This is a genomic window from Paenibacillus sp. FSL R7-0048 (genome assembly GCF_038004505.1).
In the GTDB taxonomy this organism is placed as follows: domain Bacteria; phylum Bacillota; class Bacilli; order Paenibacillales; family Paenibacillaceae; genus Paenibacillus_AQ; species Paenibacillus_AQ odorifer.
In genome coordinates this window covers 1194797-1220610 of record NZ_JBBORF010000001.1, presented here as the reverse complement: position 1 = coordinate 1220610, position 25814 = coordinate 1194797, and the positions used below count along the sequence as shown (strand labels likewise).

The window sequence follows — 25814 nt, the reverse complement described above, 5'->3', positions numbered from 1 at the left end:
TTTATGTTAATTAGGAATTAAGCTCAACCCTGCGGAAAAGAGCGTACAAGCCCTCTTTCGTCAGGGGCTTTTTTTGCTTAATTTTATTTTGCCTAAGGGAAACATTCTTGTTGCAGGGACAAAGTTGTTGCCATATACTAATGTTGTGCCAGACTACAAGAAATGTTCTAATACACAAAATAAAAACCGTAGGCGGTAAAAATATAAATGAAAGAAGGGATCTCATGACTGGAACAACTATTCCTTTATCAGAGGCTGCAAAGGGTAGCACGCTGCGCATCAGCGACATTGAAGTTCAAGGAGTGCTTAGAAGAAGATTACTGGACCTCGGGTTCGTAGTCGGGAATATCGTAGAGGTGTTGCGGCGTAGTCCATTAGGAGATCCTATAGCTTTTCGGGTAAGCAATACGACCATTGCACTGCGTAGAGAAGAAAGTTCTTTAATATTCGGAGAATTAATTGGAGGTGTAGAAGCATGAGTCAGTTCACCGTCGCTTTTGCAGGCAACCCTAACACCGGAAAAAGTACACTATTCAACCTGCTAACCGGCATGCGACAGCATACTGGAAACTGGGCAGGTAAAACCGTCATTACTGCCGAAGGCGAATTCAAACACAATAACCATTCATACCTCGCGGTAGATTTACCAGGAACGTACTCCCTATACTCAAATTCCGCGGATGAAGAAGCGGCTAGAGATTATATTATTTTTGAACAGCCAGACGTGACACTTGTAGTGCTTGACGCTACTTCGCTGGAACGTAATCTCAATCTTGCCTTGCAAGTGCTGGAGATTACCGGACGGGCGGTTGTCTGCATCAACCTCATTGATGAAGCACGTAAGCTGGGCATCGACATCAACCTGAAGAGTATCTCCAAACGTCTCGGCGTACCCGTCGTTGCGATATCGGCACGCAATAAAATAGGGATCGATGCCTTATTGGATCAAGTGGAGCGAGTGGCTACAGGCTCATTCACAGCGCAGCCGCTGCGGATTAGTTACAACGAAGAGATCGAACGGGGAATTGCCGAGCTTACACCATTGGTAGAGCAAACCATCGGTACCAAATATCCCGCTCGCTGGATTGCACTGCGCTTATTGGACGGTGATGACAGCCTGCTTACTTCACTTAAAGAGCATATGAAAAGCAAGGATTTACCCGAAGCAAAGGAGGTCATCGGCCATGGAGTCACTGCCTATCACTAAGGGATCTGACGCTCTAGATTCCCTATTGTCCACCGCAAAAAAGCTCGCTGACGGCGGAGCCATTCGGGATGAGATTGTCAGTGGTATATATGGCGTATCCGCAGGCATCTGCGGAGATGCAGTTACTTATCGGGATAAGAAGAAACTGAACAGCACTTACAAGCTGGATAATATCGTGACCTCCAAAATTTGGGGTTTTCCCATCATGCTCGCCATTCTCGGTGTCGTATTCTGGATTACGATTGCCGGGGCTAACTACCCTTCTAGCTGGCTCGCTTCCTTCTTTGGCTTCATCGAAGGATATCTGACAGCGGGATTTGAGGCTCTCCATGCCCCAGCTTGGCTGCACGGCGTGCTTGTGCTTGGCTTGTATCGAGGCACCTCATGGGTAATCAGTGTCATGCTGCCACCGATGATGATCTTTTTCCCCGTATTCGCTCTGCTTGAGAATTTCGGGTATCTGCCACGCGTTGCTTTTAACATGGACCGACTGTTCAAAAAATCAGGTGGTCATGGCAAGCAAGCTTTAACCATGTCCATGGGCTTCGGCTGTAACGCGGCCGCTATCCTCTCCACACGAATCATCGAATCGCCGCGTGAACGAATGCTGGCTATACTGACCAACAATTTTGTCCCTTGCAACGGCCGCTGGCCCACGCTGATTTTATTGTCTTCCTTATTTATGGCAGGAGCCGCTACGACAGGCGCGCTTCGTACATTCACCACTGCCTCCGTCCTAATGGGAATGGTTCTAATCGGCATCATTGTTACCTTAACCGTTTCCTGGGTCATGTCCAAAACTGCGCTGCGTGGGGTTCCCACACATTACACATTGGAGCTTCCTCCCTACCGCCGTCCACAAATCTGGAAGACCATACTTATTTCCTCCAAAGATAAGTCCCTTAACGTACTTACTCGGGCTATCGTCGTTGCTGCCCCTGCCGGGATTATCACTTGGATTCTAGGCAATCTGTTTATTGGCGGCGATTCTGTACTGAATCATATGGCTGCATTCTTTGATCCGTTCGCACATTTGCTTGGCATGGATGGCTTTATCATCATGGCCTTTATTCTTGGACTTCCTGCGAATGAAATCGTATTGCCTATCCTGCTTATGGGCTATATGTCCTCAGGCGCTATGGTTGATATCGACAGCTTAGGCAGTATCAAAGATGTCTTTCTCTCACATGGCTGGACCTGGCTGACCGCACTCAACATGATGCTGTTCTCCCTGCTCCACTATCCTTGTGGTACGACACTCGTGAACATTTACAAGGAAACAAAAAGCATGAAGTGGGCCGTTCTCTCAGCAGTCATTCCGCTGGGTATCGCCATCGGAGTAACCTTTGCTGTCGCTCAGCTTGCCCGGTTATTTGGGTGGGTGTGACGAGGGTGAGGTAGGCTTGCGATCTAAACTCAAGTGACATCACAACTGACTTCAACAGATTTCAACTTACATCGCAAAAATTCATCATTAACTCACTAAATTCACCTTAATCACATCACCCAAATTAACCTTGCTACACGGAATTCACCTTACTTTACCTTACAATCTAAAGTTCAACTTGCTTCACAAAATTCTGCCCTCCTTGAACTGATATTTAAGGAGATTCTCCCTCAAATTCGAACTTTATTGGCGCGCGTTAAACTTTTTGCGGAATTTCTCCCTGATAATCGATCTTTATAAGCACACATTGGACTTTTTGCGGAATTTCTCCCTAATAATCGAACTTTATAAGCACATATTGAACTTTTTGCGGAATTTCTCCCTAATAATTAGCCGATTATAGGCAAAAAAGGCAATTTCCGCAGAATTTTAGGGAGCAATTCCCCAATTATCGCTAATAATGAGTAAAACACGATAAAATCAGGGAGGATTTCCCTAATTATTGATTCTAGATGGTTCCGAGCTACACTTGAGCACCAGCACCAGCACTAGACCTGCATCGCCCTTCCACACATACCAACTCTAGACCTACGCCGCCCTTCAGCACACACCAGCATTAGCATCAGTACCTTTTCGCCCACCAACATACTCCACCACTGGTCCACCAACACAGCCCAACACCAGTTACTCAAGGTCTTCTCAAACAAATAAGCGGTCGCTCGGATGTTTATCCCGAGCGACCGCTTATTTTATCACAACCCCTTATATATTCTTACGTCCTAACTTGATCCCACCATTACATTACATGACGTGACTCTACAGTTAGAGTCATTTTTTGCGCGTTCCATCATTTCTACGACGGTATAGAACAGCCCCAGCTATAGCCACTAGAACGATAATTATTCCACTAATCCCCACATTAACAAGTGGAAAGGAATCACTGTCCCCAGCCGGGTTCCCCGTTTGATCAGGCTCATTACTCCCAGCTCCTGACTCCGGTGAATTATTCGGAGTTACCTCCGGAGAAGCGGTAGGCGTTGTAGGCGAAATACCCGGTCCCAGCTCTTTTAGATCCACTGAGTCAGCGGTTAGCCGCTTAGTTCGACTGCATAAACTAGCCTCCAGATTACCAGAGTCTCCGCCGTCTCTAGCATAAGCATAGACAATGTAACTTTCCCCTTCCACAAATTCAAAGCCGCAGCTTGCAGAAGATAAAGCCGTAGTTAATGTAACTTGATTCCCCTTGACCCCTTTCCAGCTGGAATCCACCTCAAAGGTTACCTTTACTGGATCAGCAGAAGAAATTATGTTCCCCTGTGACGGCTCCTTCATATCCACTACTTTCCCGACAAAAACAGCTGTACTTTTCTCAAGAGCTTCCAGTGGCTCCGCAGGCATAACACAGGAACAGGCGTAAGTGACCGAGGGCCGTACCGTCAGCAAAGCCGTAAATATTAATAGGACACCTAGAAATATCATCATTGGACTTCGGAAATTGATCTTTCGGAAATTGATCTTTCGGAAATTGATCTTTCGCACTTTGATAACCCCCTTCTTTACCTTACAGACGGAGCAAATGTGGAAAGTGTTACAGGAATTCCCAAACAAGTGATACAAGTTTATCCGGTAGCAACTCCTCTAATCCTCTTCTTTAATTACCCTAATCTTCTTTAACTCCTCATATCCTCTTCTTTAATTCCTCTAATCTTCTTTAACTCCTCATATCCTCTTCTTTAATCCCCCATACCTGCTGTACCACTCACAGACTGTGCGCGATCCCAATCAAACGCTGTATTCCTTCGCGCAGCACCCCTTCGCTTGCAAAGGAATAACTTAGGCGAAGCCTTGACTTCATTTCCCCCAGTGGATCAAATAACTCCCCAGGAACAAAAGCGATCGACTGCGCCATACTTGAAGCAAACAGGCGATCCATCGTAAGATGCTCCGGTAGTTTCACCCATAGATTTAGTCCGCCTTGCGGAGTCGTCCATTCCCAGCCAGTCCCCGCCAGCTCCTCTTCTACAATTTCCTTATGCACTTGAAGTGCAATGCGCAGCTTACCGAGATGCTGTTGCAAGCGTGGGGAGGTGTAGTAATGTAGAAATATTTTTTGATTCAGCAGCGGAGTGCCATTGTCCGCGAGTGATTTGGCCGTGATCAGACGCTCCATAAATGGATATCGGCAGGCCACCGCACAGATTCGTAAGCCAGGGGCTACATATTTACTGAAGCTGCTGATATAGATCACCCACCCCTCCGTATCATAAGCAAAAAAGGGCGGCGGCGGCTCCTCATCAAAATACATATCGCGGAACGGGTCATCCTCCACCAGTAAACAGCGATAACGTTCGGCCAGTTCTACCAACAGCTTGCGCTGTTGCACAGGCACCGTGTATCCAGTTGGATTGTGATGCGTTGGATTAATGTAGAACATACGCGGTTTATGCTTTTTCATCAAAGCTTCTACTTCCTCCAGATCATATCCCTCCGGAGTGATCTCTACCGGAACCAACCGTGCCCCCTCCCGGCGAAAAATATCCATAGCAACACTATAAGTAGGCCGCTCCACAAGCACCGTATCCAGAGGACCAAGCACAATCCGGGCAATCAGATTGATCGCCTGCTGCGCACCCGAGGTAATAAGCAGCTCTTCCGAAGTTAACTGCAGCCGATGTTGCTTCCGAAAGTGGTGGCTTAACGTCTCACGCAGCTCGTTATCCCCCTGGACCGAGGCATACGTTCCCATTACCTTGGGATATAGATCGAACACTTTTTTGACATAGTCAGATAGAAAAAGATTCGGCAGCAGCCCCGGATCAATCAGCGCCTGCGAGAACTGATACTTAACTGGCACTCTCTGAATATCAGACAGCGGATTAGTGAGCGCATAAGCCGATACTGCGGCTCCTACTTCAATAGCAGGAAGCGAGATTATGGGTGCCACGTAATATCCTGATTTATCTTTTACATAAACCTTTCCATCCTCCGTCAACCGTCTGTACGCTTTGAATACGGTCAGTCGATGTACCTTAAGCTCCTCCGCCAGCAGCCGTATAGAAGGAAGCTTATCATGTGCGACCCATTCCCCTCGCTCCATGCGGTTTAATAGAAATTCATAGACCTGCCGAAACAAAGGATGATTATGCTCCGCTCCCACAACCTTTTTCATCTGGCTACAACTCCTCTCCGAACAACCTTGTAATCATATTGTACACGATTTCTGAATTAATCTGTTCTACACAAGGCAATCTGTTCTGTCCTCTCCCCTTTATGATTAACAAAATGCCAGCTTATAAATTCTTATATTTTATAAAGCACACAAAAGGGGACTTTTCAAAATGATCTTATTTGCTTATGCACTTGTATGTCTGATCTTCGGCACGACCTTTCTAGCTATCAAAATCGGTGTAGATGCCGGTGCGCCTCCTTTCTTTTCAGCGGGCTTAAGATTTTTTGTCGCGGGCGCTGTTCTATTCCTATGGATGGTCTGGCAACGTAAAGCCAGCTTCTCCTTGCTGTTGCGCAAAGAAATGTTGTTCACCGGGTCTGCTCTAACCTTCGGCACCTTCGCGGGTCTCTACTGGGCTGAACAATATGTTTCTTCAGGGCTTGCAGCTGTACTCTCTGCCACTGGTCCGATCATGATCCTGCTGCTCCAAACCTCTATTCTTCGGCAAAAAGCACCCGCCATCTCCCTATATGGCTGCATCATCGGCTTCACTGGCGTACTGCTGCTGGTTCTCCCCAATCTCGCCATTGATATTTCACCACTGTGGCTCATCGGTTGCGCCGTAGTCCTAATTGGAGAGTGTTGCTATGCTGTAGGTGCGATTTACTCCAAAAAAGTAATTAACAGTATGCCTGAGGTCTCACCGATTGCGCTGAATGCGGCTCAAATGATGTATGGCGGTGCGCTGTTATTCATTCTTTCTTTTGCCACGGAAAAAGTACATCCTGCATTTCTCTTCTCATTCGAAACAGCAGGTTCACTGCTCTATCTCACAGTTATCGGCTCCATGGTCGGCCATACCTTGTTCTACTGGCTCGTAGCTAAGACCAACCCAGTGTTTCCTTCTACCTGGCTTTATATTTCTCCACCGATTGCGGTGGGTGTAGGCTTTTTCTTTTACAAGGAGTCCGTATCTTGGATTACGATTCTCGGAGTGTTCACCATCATTGCCGGAACAATCCTAGTGAATGCTGATGCTCTAAAGCAATTACTGCAAAAAAAGAAGATCAACACTGTTGCGTTAAAAAAATCAAATATATGACGTACTATATATTGCATTTATGACCACTATTGCGTATTATATAAACAAGTTAAATTAAACACAGCTAAATATGACTCATATATGAAAGGAGGATTCGCTTAACGGCGCTTCTTTTCTAAAGAGGAATGCCTTTTTTATCGGAAGTGGAGGGAATTGTGATCGAACTGACATCACGTCAAATAGAGATTATCGATATCGTTAACAAAAGAGCTCCGATTACCGGCGAACAGATTGCCGAAAGTTTGAATCTTACCCGGCCAACAATTCGCTCGGATCTGTCTGTTTTGGTTATGCTCAAATATATCGACGCCAAGCCGAAGGTCGGGTACTTCCCAGGATTGAAATCATCCAGTCGTCAGGGAAGCGGTTATCTGCTGCAGGAAACGATGGTCAAAGAAATTCAAAGTGTACCTATAGTTATCCGTGAGACCACAACTATTCAAGATGCCGTAGTTACGCTTTTTCTACAGGATGTAGGCACTCTTATTATCTGTGACGAAGAGGGTAAACTCACGGGCGTTGCTTCACGTAAGGATTTCTTAAAGGTAACCTTGGGTAACCCCGGTGCAGTCTCCATGCCCGTAAGCATGGTTATGACGCGCCAGCCCAAAGTGGTCACAACTTCACCGGATGAGCCGGTGCTTGAAGCTGCACATAAGATGATTTTTCACGAGGTAGACAGTTTGCCGGTGGTTGTTCCCAGCGCTGCTGAAGACGGCGGTACAAAACTGGATGTGGTAGGACGTTTAACAAAAACCTCCATCATCAAACTTCTCCTCGAACTTGAAGCCAAAGGATAACAGGAGGAACCCATGAGCATCGAGCAATCTTCCAACTTAATAACGATATGCTCGGATTCTATAGGAGATACGGCAGAGGCTGTCGTGCAGGCCGTTATTCACCAATTTCAGAATCAGCAGGTCACCATTAAAAGATACGGCAATATTAGGCATGAAGACGAGCTACGCAAGCTTATGGAAGAAGCAGCTCAGCATAAAGGTTTTGTCGCCTATACATTAGTGCAGCCAGAATTAAGAGAAATGATCCGCGAGGAAGCGGTACGTCTTGATTTACGGATCGTTGATATCATGGGCCCTATGATGCAGGCCTTCATTGATACCTTCGACGATGCTCCTCAGCAGCGGCCAGGTCTTCTACACCAGCTCGACGAGAATTATTTCCGCCGCATAGAAGCTATAGAATTCACCGTCGCCTGTGATGACGGCCGTGATCTGGGCGCCATGCTCAAAGCCGATATCGTTCTGCTGGGCATGTCCCGTACTTCAAAAACACCGCTTAGCATCTTTTTGGCCCATAGAGGAAAAAAAGTCGTTAACTATCCGATTATCCCGGAGATTGGTCCTCCGCAAGAACTATTAAGCTTGCCGCCGAACCGGCTTATCGGATTAACCATGAAACCCGAGTACATGCTGAAGGTCCGCTCTGAGCGGCTTAAGGTTCTCGGATTACCGACAGGTTCCCAATATGCAAGTCTGGCGCGGATCACCGAAGAGATGGAATACGCCGCTTCATTGTTCAACAAGCTGGGCTGTCCTGTAATTGATATTACTGACAAGGCTATAGAAGAAACCGCTGGTATTATTATGGGTTATATCTAAATTTCAGTTTACAAAATATATAGAATGCACTGGAGGGAATTAGAATGGAGCGCGAACTGGCCCTTGAGATTGTACGGGTAACTGAACTAGGTGCTTTATCCTCGGCTCGTTGGATTGGGCGGGGCGATAAAAATGCGGCAGATGATGCAGCCACGACTGCGATCCGTTCCATGTTCGATTCTGTGTCCATCGACGGAACTGTTGTGATAGGTGAAGGAGAGATGGATGATGCTCCAATGCTCTATATTGGTGAGAAAGTCGGGAACCAAAAAGGTCCCGCTGTCGATGTAGCCGTCGATCCTCTCGAAGGAACTGAGGTTGTTGCCTGCGGCCTGCATAATGCGCAATCTGTTATTGCTATAGCAGATAAAGGCAGCCTGCTGCATGCCCCAGACATTTATATGGAGAAGTTAGCCTGCGGGCCCGAGCTTGCCGGTAAGCTTAGACTCGAGGACCCTGTAGAGATCACTCTGCAAAAAGCCTGCCATTACACTGGCAAATCCCTCTCCGAGTTAACCGTAATGGTGCTGGATCGCAAACGGCATGAGCAGCTGATTAATAGCCTGCGTGAAGCCGGGGTACGAATTAAGCTGCTTGGTCACGGAGATGTCGCTGGCGCTATTGCGGCTGCACTGCCAGACAGCGATGTCGATTTATATATGGGTTCCGGCGGAGCACCCGAAGGTGTTCTTGCTGCCGCTGCACTGAAATGCCTTGGTGGTGAAATGCAGGGCAGATTGCTCCCGGATGGACCAGTAGAGCTACAGCGCTGTGTACGCATGGGAATTGCCAATCCAACGCGAGTGCTATACATGGAAGACATGGTTGGCACGGGCGACGTCCTCTTTGCCGCCACGGGTGTAACGTCAGGTGAATTCCTGAACGGTGTCCGTTTTATCGGCAAAGAACGCGCGGAGACACATTCGGTAATCATGCGGGCACAGAGCCGGACAATCCGCTATATCCGCAGCATTCATTTCCTGCCAGGAAAAGAAATACCGGCTGCGCAGACTGTTAGACAAAATGCTGTCTCTCTATAAAACCGCAAAAAACAGGCTATCTCACTAGCAGTATCCTTTGCTAGTGAGATAGCCTGTTTTGTTTTTTTACACTGAATGCTAATTGCTTCTTATTTATTTCCAATACGTTCACTCGCTAATGGATCTATATTAGCAACTTTCTCAAAGCGTTCTGCGTTCAGGCTGTTATACTTTGCGAAGATTTGTTTCACTTCTTGCTCCTTCTGCTCGCCTTCCACATCCACCATTACTAGAATATGACCTTCATCCACGTAATTATCGTAGCTCTCTGCTTCCTCTTCAGGGATGCCAAGGCCAATAAGTCCGCCGACTAACCCGCCACTGCCTGCTCCTATCGCCGCTCCGGCTAGTGTTGCCGCAAGAGGTCCGGCTGCAATAATAGGTCCAATACCAGGAATAGCCAAAGCGCCAATTCCCATCAGCAGCCCCGTTACTCCACCCAGCAGACCACCAGTAGCTGCACCTGTAGCCATACCCTCCGGGGCCACGGTTCCTGACTCGTCTCTAAGAGTTTCCTCGTCCGCTTTATTTCTCGCGATAATCGAAATATCCTCTGTCCTACAGCCCTGACGCTTCAACTCCTCAATAGCTCGCGAAGCTTCGTATTCGGCAGCAAAGACACCCACTATTCTCTTATTCATCTCCATTACCTCCTATTGATGTAGTTAGCTCATACGTTCAGCTTCATAGCTTACTTAACCAAACTGGACAGGGATAAACTACGATCTTTGAATTGTCTGCAATTCCGAGTTAATATTCCTTCTAAAATATGCTGTATAATAAAAGTAAGCGGGTACAACTACCTTGATTAACTCTATAGAAGAAAGAGAAGGAATCATCCATGGCGATATTTAACTATAATTCTGAGCGTCCCTTCCGAGGCAATCCCGACCTGCATCTCCATTACTGGGGGCGGGAGCAGTGTCTTCCCGGACATTTTTTTGGACCTGGGGTCCGTGACGTATATAAAATACATTTTATCCATGCAGGAACAGGTGAAGTTACTGTGGGTGAACAGACCCATTATCTTAAGCCAGGACAAGCTTTTCTCACCTATCCGCATATCGTAACTGCCTACACAGCAGACATAGCAAATCCATGGGCCTATTCTTGGGTAGCTTTTACCGGGGAGCAGGTTGATTATATTTTGGCCAAAACCGCCTTGTCACCTGAGCATCCGATCTTTCCAATGGATGAACAGCTTATGCCGAATTTATACGAGCTCCTGACACAAGCAGCTGAAGCTTCGGACAGTCTGGATCTACCTCTAAAAGCAATTATGTATGAGTTCTTTTCTCTGTTACTTCGAGCGGTGCCAGCAGTTCCAGATGTACTTCCTTTACCACGTCAAAAGAGTATTTACGTCGAGCAATGCCTGCACTTTTTGCATACACATTATTGTGAAAATATTTCGGTTGAGATGATGTCCTCTTCGCTCAAGCTGGATCGCAAATATTTATCCTCCTTGTTCAAACGGACAATAGGTATGCCACCCCAGCAGTATTTATTAAATTTCCGCATCGCTAAGGCGTGCGAGCTGCTGACAGAGACCTTATGCACGATTGGTGAAATCTCACGTTCTGTGGGCTATCAGGACCCCTTACTCTTTTCACGGATGTTCAAGAAGGTGAAAGGTTGTTCGCCAAAAGAATACCGTAGCCGTCATCTCGAAAATGACATTGTACTATAAACTTCTTCCTTGCTGACATACGTTTGTCCGCGATCTTTCGCTACAATAAGGACGTAACGTACTAAGTAATAAGTGTTTATAGGAGGAATAAATCATGTATAACGCAAGCGCTACCAGATATGACAATATGAAATATAATCGCACCGGAAAGAGCGGTCTACTCCTGCCAGCGATCTCGCTTGGTCTATGGCATAACTTTGGCGGCAACGACTTATTTGAGAATGGCCGCGCCATGGTAAGAAGAGCTTTTGATCTTGGAATCACTCATTTTGACCTTGCCAATAATTACGGTCCACCCGCAGGCTCCGCCGAAGAAAGTTTTGGCCAAATTCTTAAAAAGGATCTGACCCCTTATCGTGATGAGATGGTTATCTCTACTAAAGCTGGTTATTATATGTGGGCTGGTCCTTATGGTGAATGGGGCTCCAAAAAATATCTCGTCTCCAGCCTAGATCAAAGCTTAAAACGTATGGGACTGGATTATGTTGATATTTTTTATCACCACCGCCCAGATCCAAATACACCACTGGAAGAAACAATGGCTGCGCTGGACCTCGTGGTACGCCAAGGTAAAGCGCTGTATGTCGGGATTTCGAATTACGGACCTGAACAAACACGCGAAGCGGCACAAATTCTGCGTCGACTTGGCACGCCATGCCTGATTCATCAGCCAAACTATTCCATGATGTCCCGCTGGATTGAAGATGGCTTGCAGGATGTATTGTCTGAAGAAGGCATCGGCTCCATTGTGTTCTCCCCGCTACAAGGTGGCATACTAACCGATCGCTATCTAAACGGAATCGCTCCTGATTCCCGTGCCGCTGGCCCAAGTGTATTCCTGTCTGAGAATGCCATTACTGAAGAGGCGATCGGCAAGGTTCGCAAACTGAACGAGATTGCTGCTGCACGTGGACAAAAAATGTCTCAGCTAGCGTTATCTTGGGTACTCCGTGGAGACAAAGTAACTTCTGCATTGATCGGCGCAAGTAAGGTAAGCCAGATTGAAGATGCCGTCGCTTCCTTAAATGCCCCAGAGCTTAGCGCTGAAGAACTAGAGCAAATTGAGGCAATTCTGCGGGGATAAAGCTTAGTTATAACAAGACAAAGACCAATGAGGTCAGGCAGCTTAAAGCTGCTCTGGCATTTCATTGGTCTTCTTTTTTATAGATTAGAGTTCTATTTGCTCACCCAAATATCTGCGTGATGTACACCATGATCAATAATCCAAAAATAAAAGAATACGTCGAAGGCCGCTCATAACCATGGCCATGACTCTCCGGAATCAGCTCCTTGTAGACGATAAAGAGCATAGCCCCGGCTGCAAAAGCTAGACCATAACCCACAACATTATGCAGGTAACTGGCAGTAAAATACCCGATCACCGCAGATACCATCTCCATCAAGCCGGTAAGTGTAACGATTCCTAAGGCTTTTAGCTTGCTAGTTCGCGAATTCATCAGAAAGACCGCAAGAATCAAACCTTCCGGCATATTCTGTGCGCCAATGGCAATCGCCACGGTAGGACCTAAACTGGCCTGTTCGCTGGCATAACTGAAACCTGTACTGAGGCCTTCTGGTATGTTGTGGATGAACAGCGCAATCATAACAAGCAGCGCTTTTGAATCCATATTGGTATAACCGGGCTTATTCTCCACATCGATATGCGGGATGTTATTTTCAATTAAATCAAGCAGCAGCACTCCGGTAATCAAGCCCAAGGTTAAAGCGATAATCCCCGATTCTTTGATCGATTGCGGCATGAGTCCAAACGTGGAGGCGGACACCATAATCCCCGCAGTGAAGGCTACGAGGATATCTTTCCACTTCTCGGATAACCTCTTCACGAACAGGATCGGAAATGCTCCAAGAACGGTAGCCATTGCCGATACAAAGCTGCCAATAAGCGCAGATTCCAAACCTTCAACTCCTTTGGTACAAGTCGGATAGACCAACATATGTTTCAGAAAAAATAATTATTACTTTTTCATACATTTTCGAATGGTCCAATATAGTATGGATCATATCATAAAAGACCTCCCCTAGGTTCGGTTCATACCCTAAGGAGGTCTTTGTCTCACATATCATTATGCAACTCGGTTACACCAGCTTCTTCCGGATCTTGCCGGAAATCAAATCAATAATTGTGATCATCGCAATGATACCTAGCAGTATAATCCCCACGCGGTCCCAATTCCGTGAACTGAGCGCAAAGATTAACGGTGTGCCGATCCCGCCTGCTCCAATCACACCTAGAATTGTAGCCGAACGAACGTTAATTTCGAATCTATATAAGGTATAGGATAAGAATCCCGGCAGCACCTGCGGCAACACCGCAAACCACAATACCTGCATGCGGCTGGCACCAGAAGAAATTAAAGCTTCGAGTGGACCGTTGTCGATATTCTCAATCTCATCCGCGAACAATTTGCCGAGCATGCCCACCGAATGTAGTCCCAGAGCCAGCACACCTGCAAAAGAACCCGGTCCAACAGCTTTGATAAACAGCAAAGCCATAATAATCTCAGGGAAGGTTCGTATAAAGCTCAACATCAGCTTGCCGGAACCTGAAATTATCTTTCCCTTGCTCATGTTAACTGCAGCCCAAAATGCAAAAGGAATACATAAAAAGGTCGAGATAAAAGTGCCTAGGATTGAAATAGCTAACGTCTCAAGCAATCCCCGAAGGAGATCCTCCCCATCTGGTAAATAAACGAAGGCCCAGTCAGGTGAGAATATCCCGGCAAAAATTGCTTTAGTAATGATCCCGGCGGTTTCTTTGAATCCATTAAACGGCACTCCCGAAAAAGCCCAAATATATAACGCGGCTAGGGCTACATAAATCAGCCAACGAAAACGATTTTTACGGGGTTTAGGGACAAGGGTATTCCATGATTTACTCATATTAATTTCTCCCGCAGCTTAGTGCTTACATAATCAATAATCAGTACTACTGCTAATGTGAACAAGATGATGGTGCAAGTCTTATCGTATTCCAAAAAGCCTAGGGTGACTTCATAATAGTGGCCGATCCCACCCGCTCCTACCAGACCTAAAACCGCCGCAGCACGAACATTAATCTCGAAGGCATATAGGACATAAGACATAAAATGAGCCTGTACCTGTGGAATGACTCCGAACATAATGCGTTGAATCTTATTAGCCCCCACTGAAGTCATTGCTTCCAAAGGTCCTTGATCAATCGTCTCCATCGTTTCATAGGTAAGCTTGGCGATCAGCCCCAACGAAAATATCGTCAAAGCAAATATCCCAGGAAGCGCACCGAGGCCGAAAATGGCCACAAAGATAGAAGCCAACAGCAGATCGGGAATCGTGCGGATCAGGTTCAGCAGCATACGGACCGGATAATGAAGCCAACGGCTTTGCGTAATATTGCTTGCACACAACAGCGCAACCGGAACTGCAAGAATGGCACCAAACGTTGTGCCAACCAGCGCCATCCGGATCGTCTCCAGCATCGCATCTATAATGTTGTCAAAATACCCCCAGTTCGGGGGAAACATTTCCTTAAGCAAATCAAGCATATTCGGCAGACCGGAGATCAGCTCCCCGAAGGATGAATCGGTTAAGACAGCACTTCTCCACAGTAATACTACTAATATAATGGCTGTGAAATAATGTTTTATCTTCCTTGGCGGTTTGGGATGTAGCTTCTCTGCATTCACACTCATCTCACACGCCTCCGAGTACAGGCTCACCTAACAACTCATCCTGATGAATCGGTCTGCCGTAAATCTCAGCAAACCTCTCATCGGTTGCCTCTGATACAGGACCATCGAAGACAACCTCTCCTGCCCGGAGCCCAATAATCCGGGTAGCGTATTCTCTAGCCAGATCAATAAAATGCAAATTCACAATGGTTGTAATCCCGAGTTCCATATTAATCTTCTTTAGATCATCCATAACCTGCTTGGTTGTGAGCGGATCTAGTGAAGCTACAGGTTCATCTGCGAGGATAATCTGTGCCTCCTGCGCAAGAACACGGGCAATAGCTACACGTTGCTGCTGACCTCCAGATAGCTGATCTGCACGTGTATAGGCCTTCTCGGCGATATTTACCCGATCAAGGGATTCGAAGGCTAAATCGATATCCTTTTGTGGGAATCTGCCAAGTATCGTCCGCAGTGTGGAATGATAGCCCACCCGTCCTGCCAAAACATTACGAAGCACCGTCGTACGTTTCACTAAGTTGAAGCTTTGAAAGATCATTCCGATATTCCTACGGATCATTCGTAGCCGGCTTCCTTTTGCATTCGTGATGGACTGCCCGTTAATAAGAATATTACCTTCGGAAATATCATGAAGCCGGTTAATGGAACGCAGCAAGGTCGACTTCCCTGCTCCCGAAAGACCAACAATAGCTACAAATTCTCCGGCTGGAATGGTCAGGTTAATGTTGTTTAATCCTTTGGTTCCGTTTAGATACGTTTTGGATACATTACGAAGCTCTATCATGAAATCATCCCTTTATGTGTTTTCGTATATTCGTATAAAAGAGATAGCCAGATCCGGGGGGGAATCCGGAGCTGGCTATCCTTAATGCCTGTTATACACCAACATCGTTGTATCCTTGAACGGCCTGTTCTACTCTGTTTTTACTTTACTGTTGTATTCGCGAACAATGTCAAAGTTGCTGTCTTGTGATTTCACATAACCTTCATGAGAGTAAATGTCTTTGATAATCTCATGGCCTTCTGTGTCAGCTGCGATATCAATGAATGCCTGCTGGATTTTTTCTATCCATTCTTTATTCATATCTGAACGGACCGAAATCGTATCGTTAGGAATTTTATCAGTAAAGGCGAGAACTTGAGTATCTTCAAATACTTTTGGATAATCCTTAACGACCGTGTTCCGGGCATCTTGGAAAATAGCTGCTGCATCTACGTCACCATTCAGCACAGCAAGCACGCCTTGATCATGACCTTTAACCGTAATGGCTTGTACATCCTTCAACGGATCAAGTCCTGCATCCATTAGTGTTGCAGCCGGCCATACAAAACCTGCTGAGGATGTAACGTTTTGATAGGCAATTTTTTTACCTTTCAAATCGGCAACCGATTTGATCGCAGAATCCTTCTTGACGATAATCATAGATTTATAGAAATCCGCTAATTCATCTGTTGGACCACCGGTTTCATCATTTACACCAAAACGTTGAGCCTGAAGAATAACCTCAGCTGCTCCTTTTTCTTTAGCTAACACGTAAGCAGTTGGAGGAAGGAAACCTACATCCACTTTTTTAGAGGACATAGCTTCGATAACGGTGTTGTAATCAGTAGAGACACTTACTTCTACAGGAATACCGAGCTTGTCACCCAGTAATTTTTCAAGAGGTTTCGCTTTAGCTTCGAGCGTATCTGCATTTTGAGAAGGAACAAATTGTACAGTAAGCTTCTCTGGAACATAACCCTCTGCTACAGGAGCTGCCGTTTCCTTCGGTGCATTTGCCCCGTCCGTCGATCCTTGGTTTGCATTATTTGTAGTGTTGTTAGCGCCACAACCACTAAGCAATGTAATAGACATCATTAGCGGCAATACGAATTTACTGATTTTTCTCAAACGAAAGACCTCCACTGTTTTCTATTTTTATTTTTGAGTACTTCTAAACTATAGATGTGTTTTATTAAATCAATAGCAACCAAGCATCAAATATATGTAAAATTTATTCCAATCTCTTAAAGTTACCAAATTATCTGCTAGAATGAGGTCTGAACTTATTATCAGGAGGGGCTACCTATGAATAAAGAGAATTCAATAACCTGTGAAATCCTCGTAACAAGTGATCTACATGGACATTTTGGGCCCGTCGATTACCGCACGGGGGAGAAACGACCAGCAGGCTTAGCAACAATTGCTACCCTCATTAAACAAGAAAGATCCCATACTCCTGAGCTGATCCTTATAGATAACGGTGATCTTATTCAAGGCACACCGTTAACTTATTATGCAGCTACACATTATAGTAATGAGCTGAATCCGGGCATAGCTGCACTAAATGAATTGAAATATGACGCTGCAATTATTGGCAACCATGAATTCAATTTTGGCAAAACTCTGCTGAATAAAGCTGTTCAGGATTCCCGCTTTCCTTGGTTATCAGCTGGAATTATAGATAACACGACAAATCAACCCGCCTTTGGTAAACCCTATATCATCAAATGGGTAGATAAAATCAAAGTAGCCGTTCTAGGGGTTACGACGCATTACATCCCCCACTGGGAGAACCCTAGCCATATTGAAGGGCTTCAATTTGAGGATTCGCTAGAGACTGTAAAGCATTGGTGTGCCATTATACGGGCAGAAGAGCAGCCTGATCTGCTCGTTGTAGCTTACCACGGCGGATTCGAACGCGATCTAAGCAGTGGAGAACCTGTAGAAAGACTAACGGGGGAGAATCAAGCCTACGCCATGTGTACAGAGGTAGAGGGCATAGATGTGCTAATTACCGGACATCAGCACCGCTCCATAGCTGGGGAGTTGAACGGTGTTACAATCATACAACCTGGTTGTAATGGACTTTCCCTCGGTAAAATTTCGGTTATTTTCCAAAAAGAAAATACACACTGGAAGATTCAGCGTAAACATGCCGAGCTCCTTAACGCTAATGAGACAACAGCTGCAGATGATGTAATCCTAGAGCTGAACAGTACTCTTGAATCAGAAACACAAACTTGGCTGGATGAGAGAATAGGAACGGTTATCGGGGACCTGTCTATTTCCAGTGCTGATGAATGCCGCTTAGCTGACCACCCTTTTATAGAATTTATGAATAAGGTACAAATGGAGGCTACTGGCGTAGATATTTCTACAGCAGCCTTACTCAGTAACGATTGCAAGGGTTTCAGCGAAACCATCACACGCAGAGACATTTTATCGAACTTCATTTATCCCAACACCTTAACCGTCCTAAGACTGACAGGACAAGATATTAGAGAGGCCTTAGAACAAACCGCTAACTATTTCCAACAAGACGAAAACGGAATAATAATCGTTAACCCCGCCTACATCGAGCCTAAACCGCAGCATTACAATTATGATATGTGGGAAGGAATACAATACGAGCTTGATACCGCTAGACCTGCAGGCGAAAGAGTCCTCCATCTGCTGTACCAAGGACAGCCTATAGAGGACTCTAAAGAATATGAGGTTGTTATGAACAATTATAGAGCCAGCGGTGGCGGAGATTATGAGATGTATAAGGGTAAACCGATTGTTCAAGAAATTATGATCGACATATCTGAAATTGTCACGGACTACATTGAAAAGCATGGCCAAATTGAAGCTACCTGTGACCATAATTGGAGAGTTGTTTAGGCTTTAGCGATGAACACCCCAATGTCGCTCTCTATTAGCTTCAATGCACTTCTCCAGAAGTCGATGGAGTGAACATCTAGATCCATTGTTTTTGCTACATCAACAATATTATGTTTGCTGGTATCCCTAAGGAACTGGCGATACTTAGGGGCGAACTCTTCGTCCCTCTTTAAATATTCCGCGTACAGCCCTTTAGAGAATAACAAACCAAAGGAATACGGAAAATTCAAAAATTCATTACTAGCCATAAAATATCCAGCTTTGTTCATCCACATGTACGGATGGATTGTACCCGGGTCAATGCCCTCACCATAGGCTTCCACCATACAGGCAATCATCAATTCATTTAGCTCTTGAACAGACAGCGGGCCTAATGCTCTTCTCTCATATAATTTGATCTCAAATAAATAACGGGCATAAAAGTCTACAAGATAATAACCGGCATCAGAAATACTTCTCTCCAGAATAAGCAGAGCTTCCTTCTCCGTTGAATTTGTAATTATGGCATGGTTCACTATCGTCTCACAAAAAATCGAAGCCGTTTCAGCAATCGGAATCGGGTAATCCGTATTCAGCATCGTTTCATTAGCCAGACAGGAGCTATGATAGGCATGGCCGAGCTCATGGGCAAGGATACTAATATCTATGGCATTTCCGGTGAACTGGGTCATAATTCTGCTCTCGCCAATCGGAAAAATATCAATGCAAAGTCCATACCCCCCTTTGCCTGATCTAGGTTCTGCATCAATCCATTGCTGATCAAAAGCCTTCTGAGCAAAACAAGACAGTTCCTCACTAAAGGTTGCGAAGCTCGAGATGATTGTATCTTTGGCGTTAGCGTATGTAATTTTCCCGTTTTCTACACCGACTGGTGCAAAAATATCGTAAAAAGGCAGCTTTGCCGGATGTCCCAGCAGCTCGGCTTTCTTTTTATAATAGGTATGAAAGGCTGGCAGGCTCTCCCGAAGAGCAGTGAGCATAGCGGCTAAAGTCTCACTGTCCATTCTCGAAGCGATTAACACTTTTTCCAGAGAAGATTGATAACCCCGCATGCCATAAATCGTCACCGCCTCACCACTAATGCCATTTAAGCTGGCTGCGCAGACCTCAGCAATAAGACTACAGGCTTCTGCCTCCGCTTCATAAGCAGCTTTTCTTAAGCTGGCATTATTCTCATAAGCCATACTTCTTAGCTCCGCAAGTGTCACTTGTCTAGTTTCCCCATCTACCACTAAATCTGCAAGTGCACTTGAAGTCCTCTCCATATACAGTCTGCTCCATGCTTTGGATCCGGTACTCTGCATTTTGGCTATGGCCATTTCAAGTTCTTCGCTTAACTCATAGCGGGATTGTAACAGGAGTTCTCGCAAATAAAATTGATGCTCCATTAGATAAGGTGAGCTAACGATAAGCTCATCCATATGATCACAAGTGCTAAACCAGCGCTTAAAAGCCACAACTACCCCGATGATTTCTGAATTGGCCTCCTCAATATCATCAGCAAGATTCATGCCTTCCTCGGAGCTACGATCTGCGCTGAGTGTTAACTCTGCATAAGCTAACAAGCATACATATATGCTTTTATAATCATTATAAATTCTTAAAAAGCCCTCCACAGGCATGGTTGTAACGTCTTTTACTTTCAAATGGTGCTCAGCCCACCGCTTTAAATCTTGTATATGCTGGCCCAGTAGCTTGCGATCCCTTTTTAACTGCTCCGATTCAAAGGAAGGGTATAAACTATCTAAGTTCCATGTCATATTCATCCGCAAATCTCTCCCCCTTCGATTCCTATTCTTCTAAGCATAATCCATACCACCAGAAAAGTGCATCGACATAATTTACTTCTTCTCTTCATACACAAAAAAAGGACCCTGCCAACGTCCGGCAGGGTCAAAGTCTATATTATAAGGGGGTTATGTGATTACTATAACCCTCTTAGCTTAAAATAATATGAATAGCAGATAAAGATTGGCTTAATCTCCGAACCCTATTGACTTAAGGTTGAAGGATTCACTCTAGCCTTGTTAATCTGAATTCCCACATACACGATAAGGAACAACACCATAAACCCAGCCGAATAACGATACATTATCCCATAATCAGTTGCTGCCGAGATTGCCCCCAGAATAATGGCTCCGCTGGCTACACCCAAATCCGTTGAATTATAAAACATACTGTTGGCCATACCATATTGTGTAGGTGTTGAGGTGCGAAGCATCCAAGCCTGGATCGTTGGCTGAATAGCACCGAAACCAAGTCCATATAGCAGTGCAGAAACGATGAGCATTGGCATAGAGGTCGTATAAGAAAGCACAGTTAAGCTTGCAACGACGCAAACCGCCGCCGGAATTAGGACAGAAGCTGGTCCTCTTTTGTCAAATAATCTGCCGGAGATAGGTCTTATAATGATGATTGTAACCGCATTAAATAAAAAGAACAAACCCACTTGCTCCAGATGAACTGATTCGCCGAATAAAGCGATAAAGCTTAGCAATCCCCCGTAGGTAATTGCCAACATGACATTTAGAATGGCGGGCAATACTAACTTTGTATTAAACGGAACCTTGAGAGGTTTGGTGGATTCGCTTTGAGTTGGGGTAGGCTTTTTTTTCGGTTGCGCTGGAAGTGAACGAGAAAATAAAAGTACTGGAAAAGCAAGAAGTAAAGTTACCATACCGATCATAGCCAGTGTTCCAAAACCTGATTGTTTCATCACATTCAAGCCAATCATTGGACCGATCGACATCGCCAGGCTGGTGGATAAACCGAAATAACCTATCCCTTCACCCATTCTTTTGCTCGGAATAATCTGCGAAACAATCGTTGGAATAATCGTGCTGGCAATCCCGAATCCAATCCCATAGCCCACACGCATCAGCAGCAGCGAGCCAATGGAATCTGCTACAACATAAAGGCCAGTTATAGCGGCGGCAATTGCTAAACCAATATATAATAATACATTGCGGCTAACCTTTCGCATCAGAAAAGCGGTCATAAAACGTGAAGCGATCGCAGTTAATGCAAAGACGCTGGTAACGAGGCTGACCATGATATCTCCGGCCTGAAATTCGCTTTTTACGTAAGACGGAAATGAAGATAACAGCATCTGTAAATTCATAAATAAAAATAAAGCACTAATCGTTAAAGCAATAAAAGATTTGGTCCATAATTTCGTACGTAGTTCTTGTTGTTCTAACATAACTTGCCTTCCTACTCTCCATCTGTTATTTGATCTACATGATTGTTTATTCTTAGCAGCAATTCCATGAGCAACTCATATTCCTTACTAGAAATACAGTTCATAATCTCTTCTGTCACCTTATCTTCAATAGGAACGGTTTCCTTCACCAGAGACCTTCCTTTTTCCGTAATATAGACTTTAAAAGAACGCCGATCGTTCTCACCGGTTCTTTTATAGATCAGTCCCTTTCCTTCCAAATGATCCAGAATTCGCGTTGTAGTTGGCTTATCCTTACCAGAGCGCTTAGCAATGTCCTTCTGAATCAAACCTTCCGTTCTGTCAATATGAAAAAGGACTGACCATTGCTCCGGTGTTATATCATGTTCTTTCAGCCCACTTTGAAATAACATGCTTAATTTACGATAAGTCGTGCCCATCATAAATCCTAACGTAAGCTCGGATTGGTTATGCTTTGTCGTCATGATCGTATCCCTTCTCAATTAACACTGTTTTAATAGTTGCTTAAACAATTATATTCCTAACAACTAATTTTGTAAAGGTGAAGCAAAGCTATAAACTAACTATTATAAAGTTGCTTGACAAAGAACACTATGTGCGGTATTATTATCTCATCTTAAAGATACTTAACTTAAAGACAACCAGAGTTTACTACTCTTGAGATAAATAATTTTTAAAGGTTGTGTACTTCATGGGATTTCTAGACAAACTATTTGGTAGAACAAAAATTGAGGAGGAACAAACAATGTCAAAATTAAACATCGGTATTATTCTCGGAAGTACTCGTCAAGGTCGTTTAAGCCCGCAAGTAGGAGAATGGGTTAAAAAGATTGCGGATGCACGCGGGGATGCTAATTATGAGATCATAGATATTGCAGATTTCAAGCTTCCACTATTGGGTGAGGCTGATGCAACTGAACAAGCAACAGCATGGAACACTAAACTTGCTACACTAGACGGTTTCGTATTTATCGTACAAGAATATAACCACAGTATTTCTGCATCACTGAAAAATGCGCTCGATTATGCCCGTGAAGCTTGGAATAATAAAGCAGCAGGTATCGTAAGTTATGGTTCCGTAGGGGGCGCTCGTGCAGCTGAACATCTACGCGGAATCTTGGGAGAACTATCTGTAGCAGACGTTCGTGTACACCCTGCATTGTCACTGTTCACTGATTTCGAGAACGGAACTGTGTTTAAACCAGCGGATCTGCATCTTACCAATCTTAATGGGATGCTGGATCAAGTCTTGGCTTGGAGTGGCGCATTGAAAACTCTACGTTAAGATAGCGCCTTACCCCTCTGTTATGTTATGAAGTACACCCTTTAGAATAGACATTTGATAAACCTTTGGTTTGTCCGGTCGATTCTAGAGGGTGTATTTTTTATGTGTGATGAAATGAGCACCCTGTGTAGAATCTAATCTGGTATAATCGGCGGGGATTTTAATCTACAGCAAGGAGCAATGATTATGTGGTTTATGTTTGCATTATTAACAGCCTTCGCTTGGGGAGGGGCTGACTTATTTTATAAAAAGGGGACCGATAGTCAGGATCGGTATAGCCATATTAAGATTGTCATTATCGTGGGGATAGTCATGGGTATTCACGCAACAGCTTATATGCTCATTCAAGGATTAACCTTTGATCCTATGGACTTAATCCGATATTTCCCTGTGTCTGCACTCTATATCCTGTCGATGGCAGTTGGTTATATTGGACTCAGATATATTGAGTTATCCATTGCCTCCCCCGTACAAAATTCATCTGGCGCTGTAACGACGATATTATTATTTATCTTTTTCACCCATGAGCTAGGGGCGCTTGAAATCGTTGGTGTTGCCGTTATCACCTTGGGCATTATCGGGATCGCCATCTTGGAAAAGAAAGCAGAACACCAAGCGCTTCAAAAGAGCACCACACAGATTGATAAAAAATATCAGATTGGCGTGATCGCCATCATTTTTCCAATCCTATACTGCCTAATCGATGGACTTGGCACCTTTGCCGATGCTATTTATTTGGATGAACTCAGCCTGATTAGCGAAAAAGCAGCTCTGCTCGCGTATGAATACACCTTCTTTATATGTGCTATCTTGTCTTTTACATACCTGAAATTTTTTAAAAAGGTAAAGTTCAACCTATTTAAAGAACGGGATAAGGGCTTCGCAGCCATTCTGGAAACGACCGGACAATTCTTCTACGTATTTGCTATGTCCAGCAACGCGATTATCGCGGCACCACTTATTGCTTCATACAGCATTTTTTCCGTAATATTATCGCGAATCTTCCTCAAAGAAAAACTAAGCAAGGCACAATATGCCGTTATTATCGTTGTGATTCTAGGGATTGCTTTGTTGGGGGTTGCGGACGAGCTGTAGCTTCGGTACACAAAAAGACCTGCTAAGTAGGCTTCATTGCTTACTAGCAGGTCTATTCTATAGTTGCTTATTCCGGCCTATCTATTGTAAAAATCTCTCCAAGGGTTGCGTAATTATTTCCCGCCAAACGGCTCACAGCGTTTAGAACTCTCGGGTCAATATGCCCTTCCTGATAGATCGATTCATCGATATGGAATTGAACAATTTCGCCAATAAACAAGTCACTCCCAGGTTCTTCGCCCCCTAGAGGAATTGCTTGAACAAGCTTGCACTCCATCCGCACCTTCGCTTCCAAAACGCCAGGCACAGCTACACTTGTACTTTGAATCGGTGTAAGATTCGCCAATTCAATTTCACTTTCAGAAGCAGGTAATGTGGCTGCAGTCTGATTGATCTTCGCAACATTCTCCTCATCTACAATATGCACAACAAACTGTTGATTATCGTAAATATTACGGGCTGTATCTTTTAAACGACCTGCCGGTCTTTGAATAGCCAATGAAACCATTGGAGGATTAGACGAAACGATATTAAAATAGCTAAAAGGTGCACCATTTAAGAGACCCTCTTCTGATTGTGTTGTGACAAAGGCTATTGGCCTAGGAATAATAGTGCCAATTAATAATTTATAATTTTCCCGTTCACTGTTGTGCTTTGGATCCATTGAAATCAATTTCCTCAGCCCCTTCTTCACTCTTTCACAAAGTCGATCGTACTTCTAACGGTATCAATAGGACGGACTAACTTCTCAATTTGCTCACGTTTAGGTTCCAAGAAAGGTGGCAAAGAAAGCTTCTCGCCAACGGTCTCATATTCCTCATCTCCCATAAATCCTGGCCCGTCAGTGGCAAGCTCAAACAATATTTGTGGTGCAACACGTGTATACAACGACTCGAAGAAGTGACGATCTACATATCCTGAAGTTTGGAATCCAAAGCCTTCAAAACGCTCTGTCCACTCGTCCAGCATCGCACGATCCTCTACACGGAAAGCAGCATGGTGAACAGTCCCAAAACCTTGGCGTGAATTCGGTAAGAACTCATTATGCTCTACAATAATTTGTGCACCGTTTCCGCCTTCGCCAACTTCAAATAAATGATACGTCTCTTCCTGAGCAATTTCTTTAAACAACATCACTTTCTCCAATACTTCTTTGAAGTAGTTGAAATCAGCAATTCGTACAAAGATCGGTCCCAAGCCAGTTATTGCATACTCCAAAGGGATAGGTCCTTTTTGCCACGGTGTACCTGATACGACACCTTTATTCAATTCATCTGAAATAAGTTGATACTGTTGATCATCGAAATCTACGAAGGATAATGTCTTTTTGCCGAATTGCTCTTTAATGCTGGTATGCTTCACTGCAAGCCGATCAAAACGCTTAACCCAGTAGTCTAATGCTGCATCTGTTGGTACCCGGAAGGATGTTTTCGCAATCTCGTTAGTTCCATGAACCCCTTTAGGGATGTTAGGAAAATCAAAGAAGGTCATATCTGTTCCGGCGCTGCCCTTATCATCTGCAAAAAACAAATGATACGTCTGAATATCATCTTGATTAACTGTTTTCTTCACTAGACGCATACCTAACACGTAAGTAAAAAACTCGTAATTTTTCTCTGCACTGCTTGTGATGGCTGTAACGTGGTGAATGCCTTTTAAGTTTCTCATTGTTATACACTCCTA

The 25814-nt window shown here is 44.6% G+C and carries 25 protein-coding genes; 12 read left to right on the top strand and 13 right to left on the bottom strand.

All coding sequences use genetic code 11. The features are described 5' to 3' along the window. The first annotated feature begins 224 nt into the window (after window positions 1–224). From NSQ91_RS05215 to NSQ91_RS05205, 3 genes are read left to right on the top strand one after another with little or no spacing between them, the layout of a single operon-like run. Window positions 225–479 carry a FeoA family protein gene (locus tag NSQ91_RS05215; RefSeq protein ID WP_036679839.1) on the top strand — a complete coding sequence of 85 codons (255 nt, stop codon included), beginning with the start codon at window positions 225–227 and terminating at the stop codon, window positions 477–479. Continuing rightward, window positions 476–1207, top strand: coding sequence for a FeoB small GTPase domain-containing protein (locus NSQ91_RS05210; protein ID WP_076130631.1), 732 nt, complete (start codon window positions 476–478; stop codon window positions 1205–1207). The genes NSQ91_RS05215 and NSQ91_RS05210 overlap by 4 nt, the downstream gene beginning before the upstream one ends. Then, a complete protein-coding gene (locus NSQ91_RS05205; RefSeq protein WP_076220490.1) occupies window positions 1185–2594 on the top strand; it encodes a nucleoside recognition domain-containing protein in 1410 nt (469 codons plus the stop codon). The genes NSQ91_RS05210 and NSQ91_RS05205 overlap by 23 nt, the downstream gene beginning before the upstream one ends. Before the next feature lie 828 nt (window positions 2595–3422). Here NSQ91_RS05205 and NSQ91_RS05200 read toward each other — a convergent pair. After that, window positions 3423–4133, bottom strand: coding sequence for a hypothetical protein (locus NSQ91_RS05200; protein WP_340916724.1), 711 nt, complete (start codon window positions 4131–4133; stop codon window positions 3423–3425). Between the two features lie 220 nt (window positions 4134–4353). Then, window positions 4354–5763, bottom strand: coding sequence for an aminotransferase-like domain-containing protein (locus NSQ91_RS05195; RefSeq protein WP_076130628.1), 1410 nt, complete (start codon window positions 5761–5763; stop codon window positions 4354–4356). Window positions 5764–5932: 169 nt separating this feature from the next. Here NSQ91_RS05195 and NSQ91_RS05190 point away from each other — a divergent pair, with 169 nt between their 5' ends. From NSQ91_RS05190 to glpX, 4 genes are all read left to right on the top strand, one after another. Next, entirely contained in the window at window positions 5933–6865 is a 933-nt protein-coding gene (locus NSQ91_RS05190; RefSeq protein WP_340916720.1) for a DMT family transporter, read from the top strand. Between the two features lie 125 nt (window positions 6866–6990). Next, window positions 6991–7665, top strand: coding sequence for a helix-turn-helix transcriptional regulator (locus NSQ91_RS05185; RefSeq protein WP_051490920.1), 675 nt, complete (start codon window positions 6991–6993; stop codon window positions 7663–7665). A gap of 12 nt (window positions 7666–7677) precedes the next feature. Further along, on the top strand, window positions 7678–8484 hold the full coding sequence (locus tag NSQ91_RS05180; protein WP_076130626.1) for a pyruvate, water dikinase regulatory protein: 807 nt from the start codon (window positions 7678–7680) through the stop codon (window positions 8482–8484). A 44-nt stretch (window positions 8485–8528) separates the two neighbouring features. Then, a complete protein-coding gene (gene glpX, locus NSQ91_RS05175; protein WP_076130625.1) occupies window positions 8529–9524 on the top strand; it encodes a class II fructose-bisphosphatase in 996 nt (331 codons plus the stop codon). 89 nt (window positions 9525–9613) lie between these two features. On the opposite strand, the gene NSQ91_RS05170 is transcribed toward glpX, so the two are convergent. Then, window positions 9614–10165, bottom strand: coding sequence for a general stress protein (locus tag NSQ91_RS05170; protein WP_038568969.1), 552 nt, complete (start codon window positions 10163–10165; stop codon window positions 9614–9616). 200 nt (window positions 10166–10365) lie between these two features. On the opposite strand from NSQ91_RS05170, the gene NSQ91_RS05165 reads away from it, so the two are divergent. Further along, window positions 10366–11214, top strand: coding sequence for an AraC family transcriptional regulator (locus NSQ91_RS05165; RefSeq protein ID WP_076130624.1), 849 nt, complete (start codon window positions 10366–10368; stop codon window positions 11212–11214). Between the two features lie 94 nt (window positions 11215–11308). Continuing rightward, window positions 11309–12298, top strand: a complete 990-nt coding sequence (locus NSQ91_RS05160) for an aldo/keto reductase (RefSeq protein WP_282579691.1) — start codon at window positions 11309–11311, stop codon at window positions 12296–12298. 100 nt (window positions 12299–12398) lie between these two features. On the opposite strand, the gene NSQ91_RS05155 is transcribed toward NSQ91_RS05160, so the two are convergent. The 5 genes from NSQ91_RS05155 to NSQ91_RS05135 all read right to left on the bottom strand — a co-directional run bounded on the left by NSQ91_RS05155 (window position 12399) and on the right by NSQ91_RS05135 (window position 16794). Next, window positions 12399–13130: a ZIP family metal transporter gene (locus NSQ91_RS05155; RefSeq protein ID WP_036676473.1), complete on the bottom strand. Its 732-nt coding sequence runs from the start codon at window positions 13128–13130 to the stop codon at window positions 12399–12401. A 181-nt stretch (window positions 13131–13311) separates the two neighbouring features. Continuing rightward, entirely contained in the window at window positions 13312–14115 is an 804-nt protein-coding gene (phnE, locus tag NSQ91_RS05150; protein ID WP_248547903.1) for a phosphonate ABC transporter, permease protein PhnE, read from the bottom strand. After that, window positions 14112–14903, bottom strand: a complete 792-nt coding sequence (phnE, locus tag NSQ91_RS05145) for a phosphonate ABC transporter, permease protein PhnE (protein ID WP_036676482.1) — start codon at window positions 14901–14903, stop codon at window positions 14112–14114. The genes phnE (NSQ91_RS05150) and phnE (NSQ91_RS05145) overlap by 4 nt, the downstream gene beginning before the upstream one ends. Window position 14904: 1 nt before the next feature. Then, the gene (phnC, locus tag NSQ91_RS05140; RefSeq protein WP_038568965.1) at window positions 14905–15687 is read right to left on the bottom strand and encodes a phosphonate ABC transporter ATP-binding protein; all 783 of its coding nucleotides are present in this window, start codon (window positions 15685–15687) and stop codon (window positions 14905–14907) included. 129 nt (window positions 15688–15816) lie between these two features. Next, window positions 15817–16794, bottom strand: coding sequence for a phosphate/phosphite/phosphonate ABC transporter substrate-binding protein (locus NSQ91_RS05135; RefSeq protein WP_280752534.1), 978 nt, complete (start codon window positions 16792–16794; stop codon window positions 15817–15819). A gap of 177 nt (window positions 16795–16971) precedes the next feature. Between NSQ91_RS05135 and NSQ91_RS05130 the strand changes: the two genes are divergently transcribed. Further along, the gene (locus NSQ91_RS05130) at window positions 16972–18549 is read left to right on the top strand and encodes a bifunctional metallophosphatase/5'-nucleotidase (RefSeq protein ID WP_076303440.1); all 1578 of its coding nucleotides are present in this window, start codon (window positions 16972–16974) and stop codon (window positions 18547–18549) included. Here NSQ91_RS05130 and NSQ91_RS05125 read toward each other — a convergent pair. From NSQ91_RS05125 to NSQ91_RS05115, 3 genes are all read right to left on the bottom strand, one after another. Next, complete coding sequence (locus tag NSQ91_RS05125; RefSeq protein ID WP_340916708.1) at window positions 18546–20315, bottom strand: M3 family oligoendopeptidase; 1770 nt, start codon at window positions 20313–20315, stop codon at window positions 18546–18548. The genes NSQ91_RS05130 and NSQ91_RS05125 overlap by 4 nt on opposite strands. Before the next feature lie 224 nt (window positions 20316–20539). Then, window positions 20540–21751: an MFS transporter gene (locus NSQ91_RS05120; protein WP_076303442.1), complete on the bottom strand. Its 1212-nt coding sequence runs from the start codon at window positions 21749–21751 to the stop codon at window positions 20540–20542. A gap of 11 nt (window positions 21752–21762) precedes the next feature. Further along, window positions 21763–22215: a MarR family winged helix-turn-helix transcriptional regulator gene (locus NSQ91_RS05115; protein ID WP_036676493.1), complete on the bottom strand. Its 453-nt coding sequence runs from the start codon at window positions 22213–22215 to the stop codon at window positions 21763–21765. Window positions 22216–22496: 281 nt separating this feature from the next. Here NSQ91_RS05115 and NSQ91_RS05110 point away from each other — a divergent pair, with 281 nt between their 5' ends. Further along, window positions 22497–23036, top strand: coding sequence for an NADPH-dependent FMN reductase (locus NSQ91_RS05110; protein WP_036676495.1), 540 nt, complete (start codon window positions 22497–22499; stop codon window positions 23034–23036). Between the two features lie 186 nt (window positions 23037–23222). After that, window positions 23223–24131 carry a DMT family transporter gene (locus tag NSQ91_RS05105; protein ID WP_076305589.1) on the top strand — a complete coding sequence of 303 codons (909 nt, stop codon included), beginning with the start codon at window positions 23223–23225 and terminating at the stop codon, window positions 24129–24131. Window positions 24132–24198: 67 nt separating this feature from the next. On the opposite strand, the gene NSQ91_RS05100 is transcribed toward NSQ91_RS05105, so the two are convergent. Continuing rightward, on the bottom strand, window positions 24199–24804 hold the full coding sequence (locus NSQ91_RS05100; protein WP_076187301.1) for a flavin reductase family protein: 606 nt from the start codon (window positions 24802–24804) through the stop codon (window positions 24199–24201). A 17-nt stretch (window positions 24805–24821) separates the two neighbouring features. Continuing rightward, a complete protein-coding gene (locus NSQ91_RS05095) occupies window positions 24822–25799 on the bottom strand; it encodes a ring-cleaving dioxygenase (protein ID WP_340916700.1) in 978 nt (325 codons plus the stop codon). Between the last annotated feature and the right edge of the window lie 15 nt (window positions 25800–25814).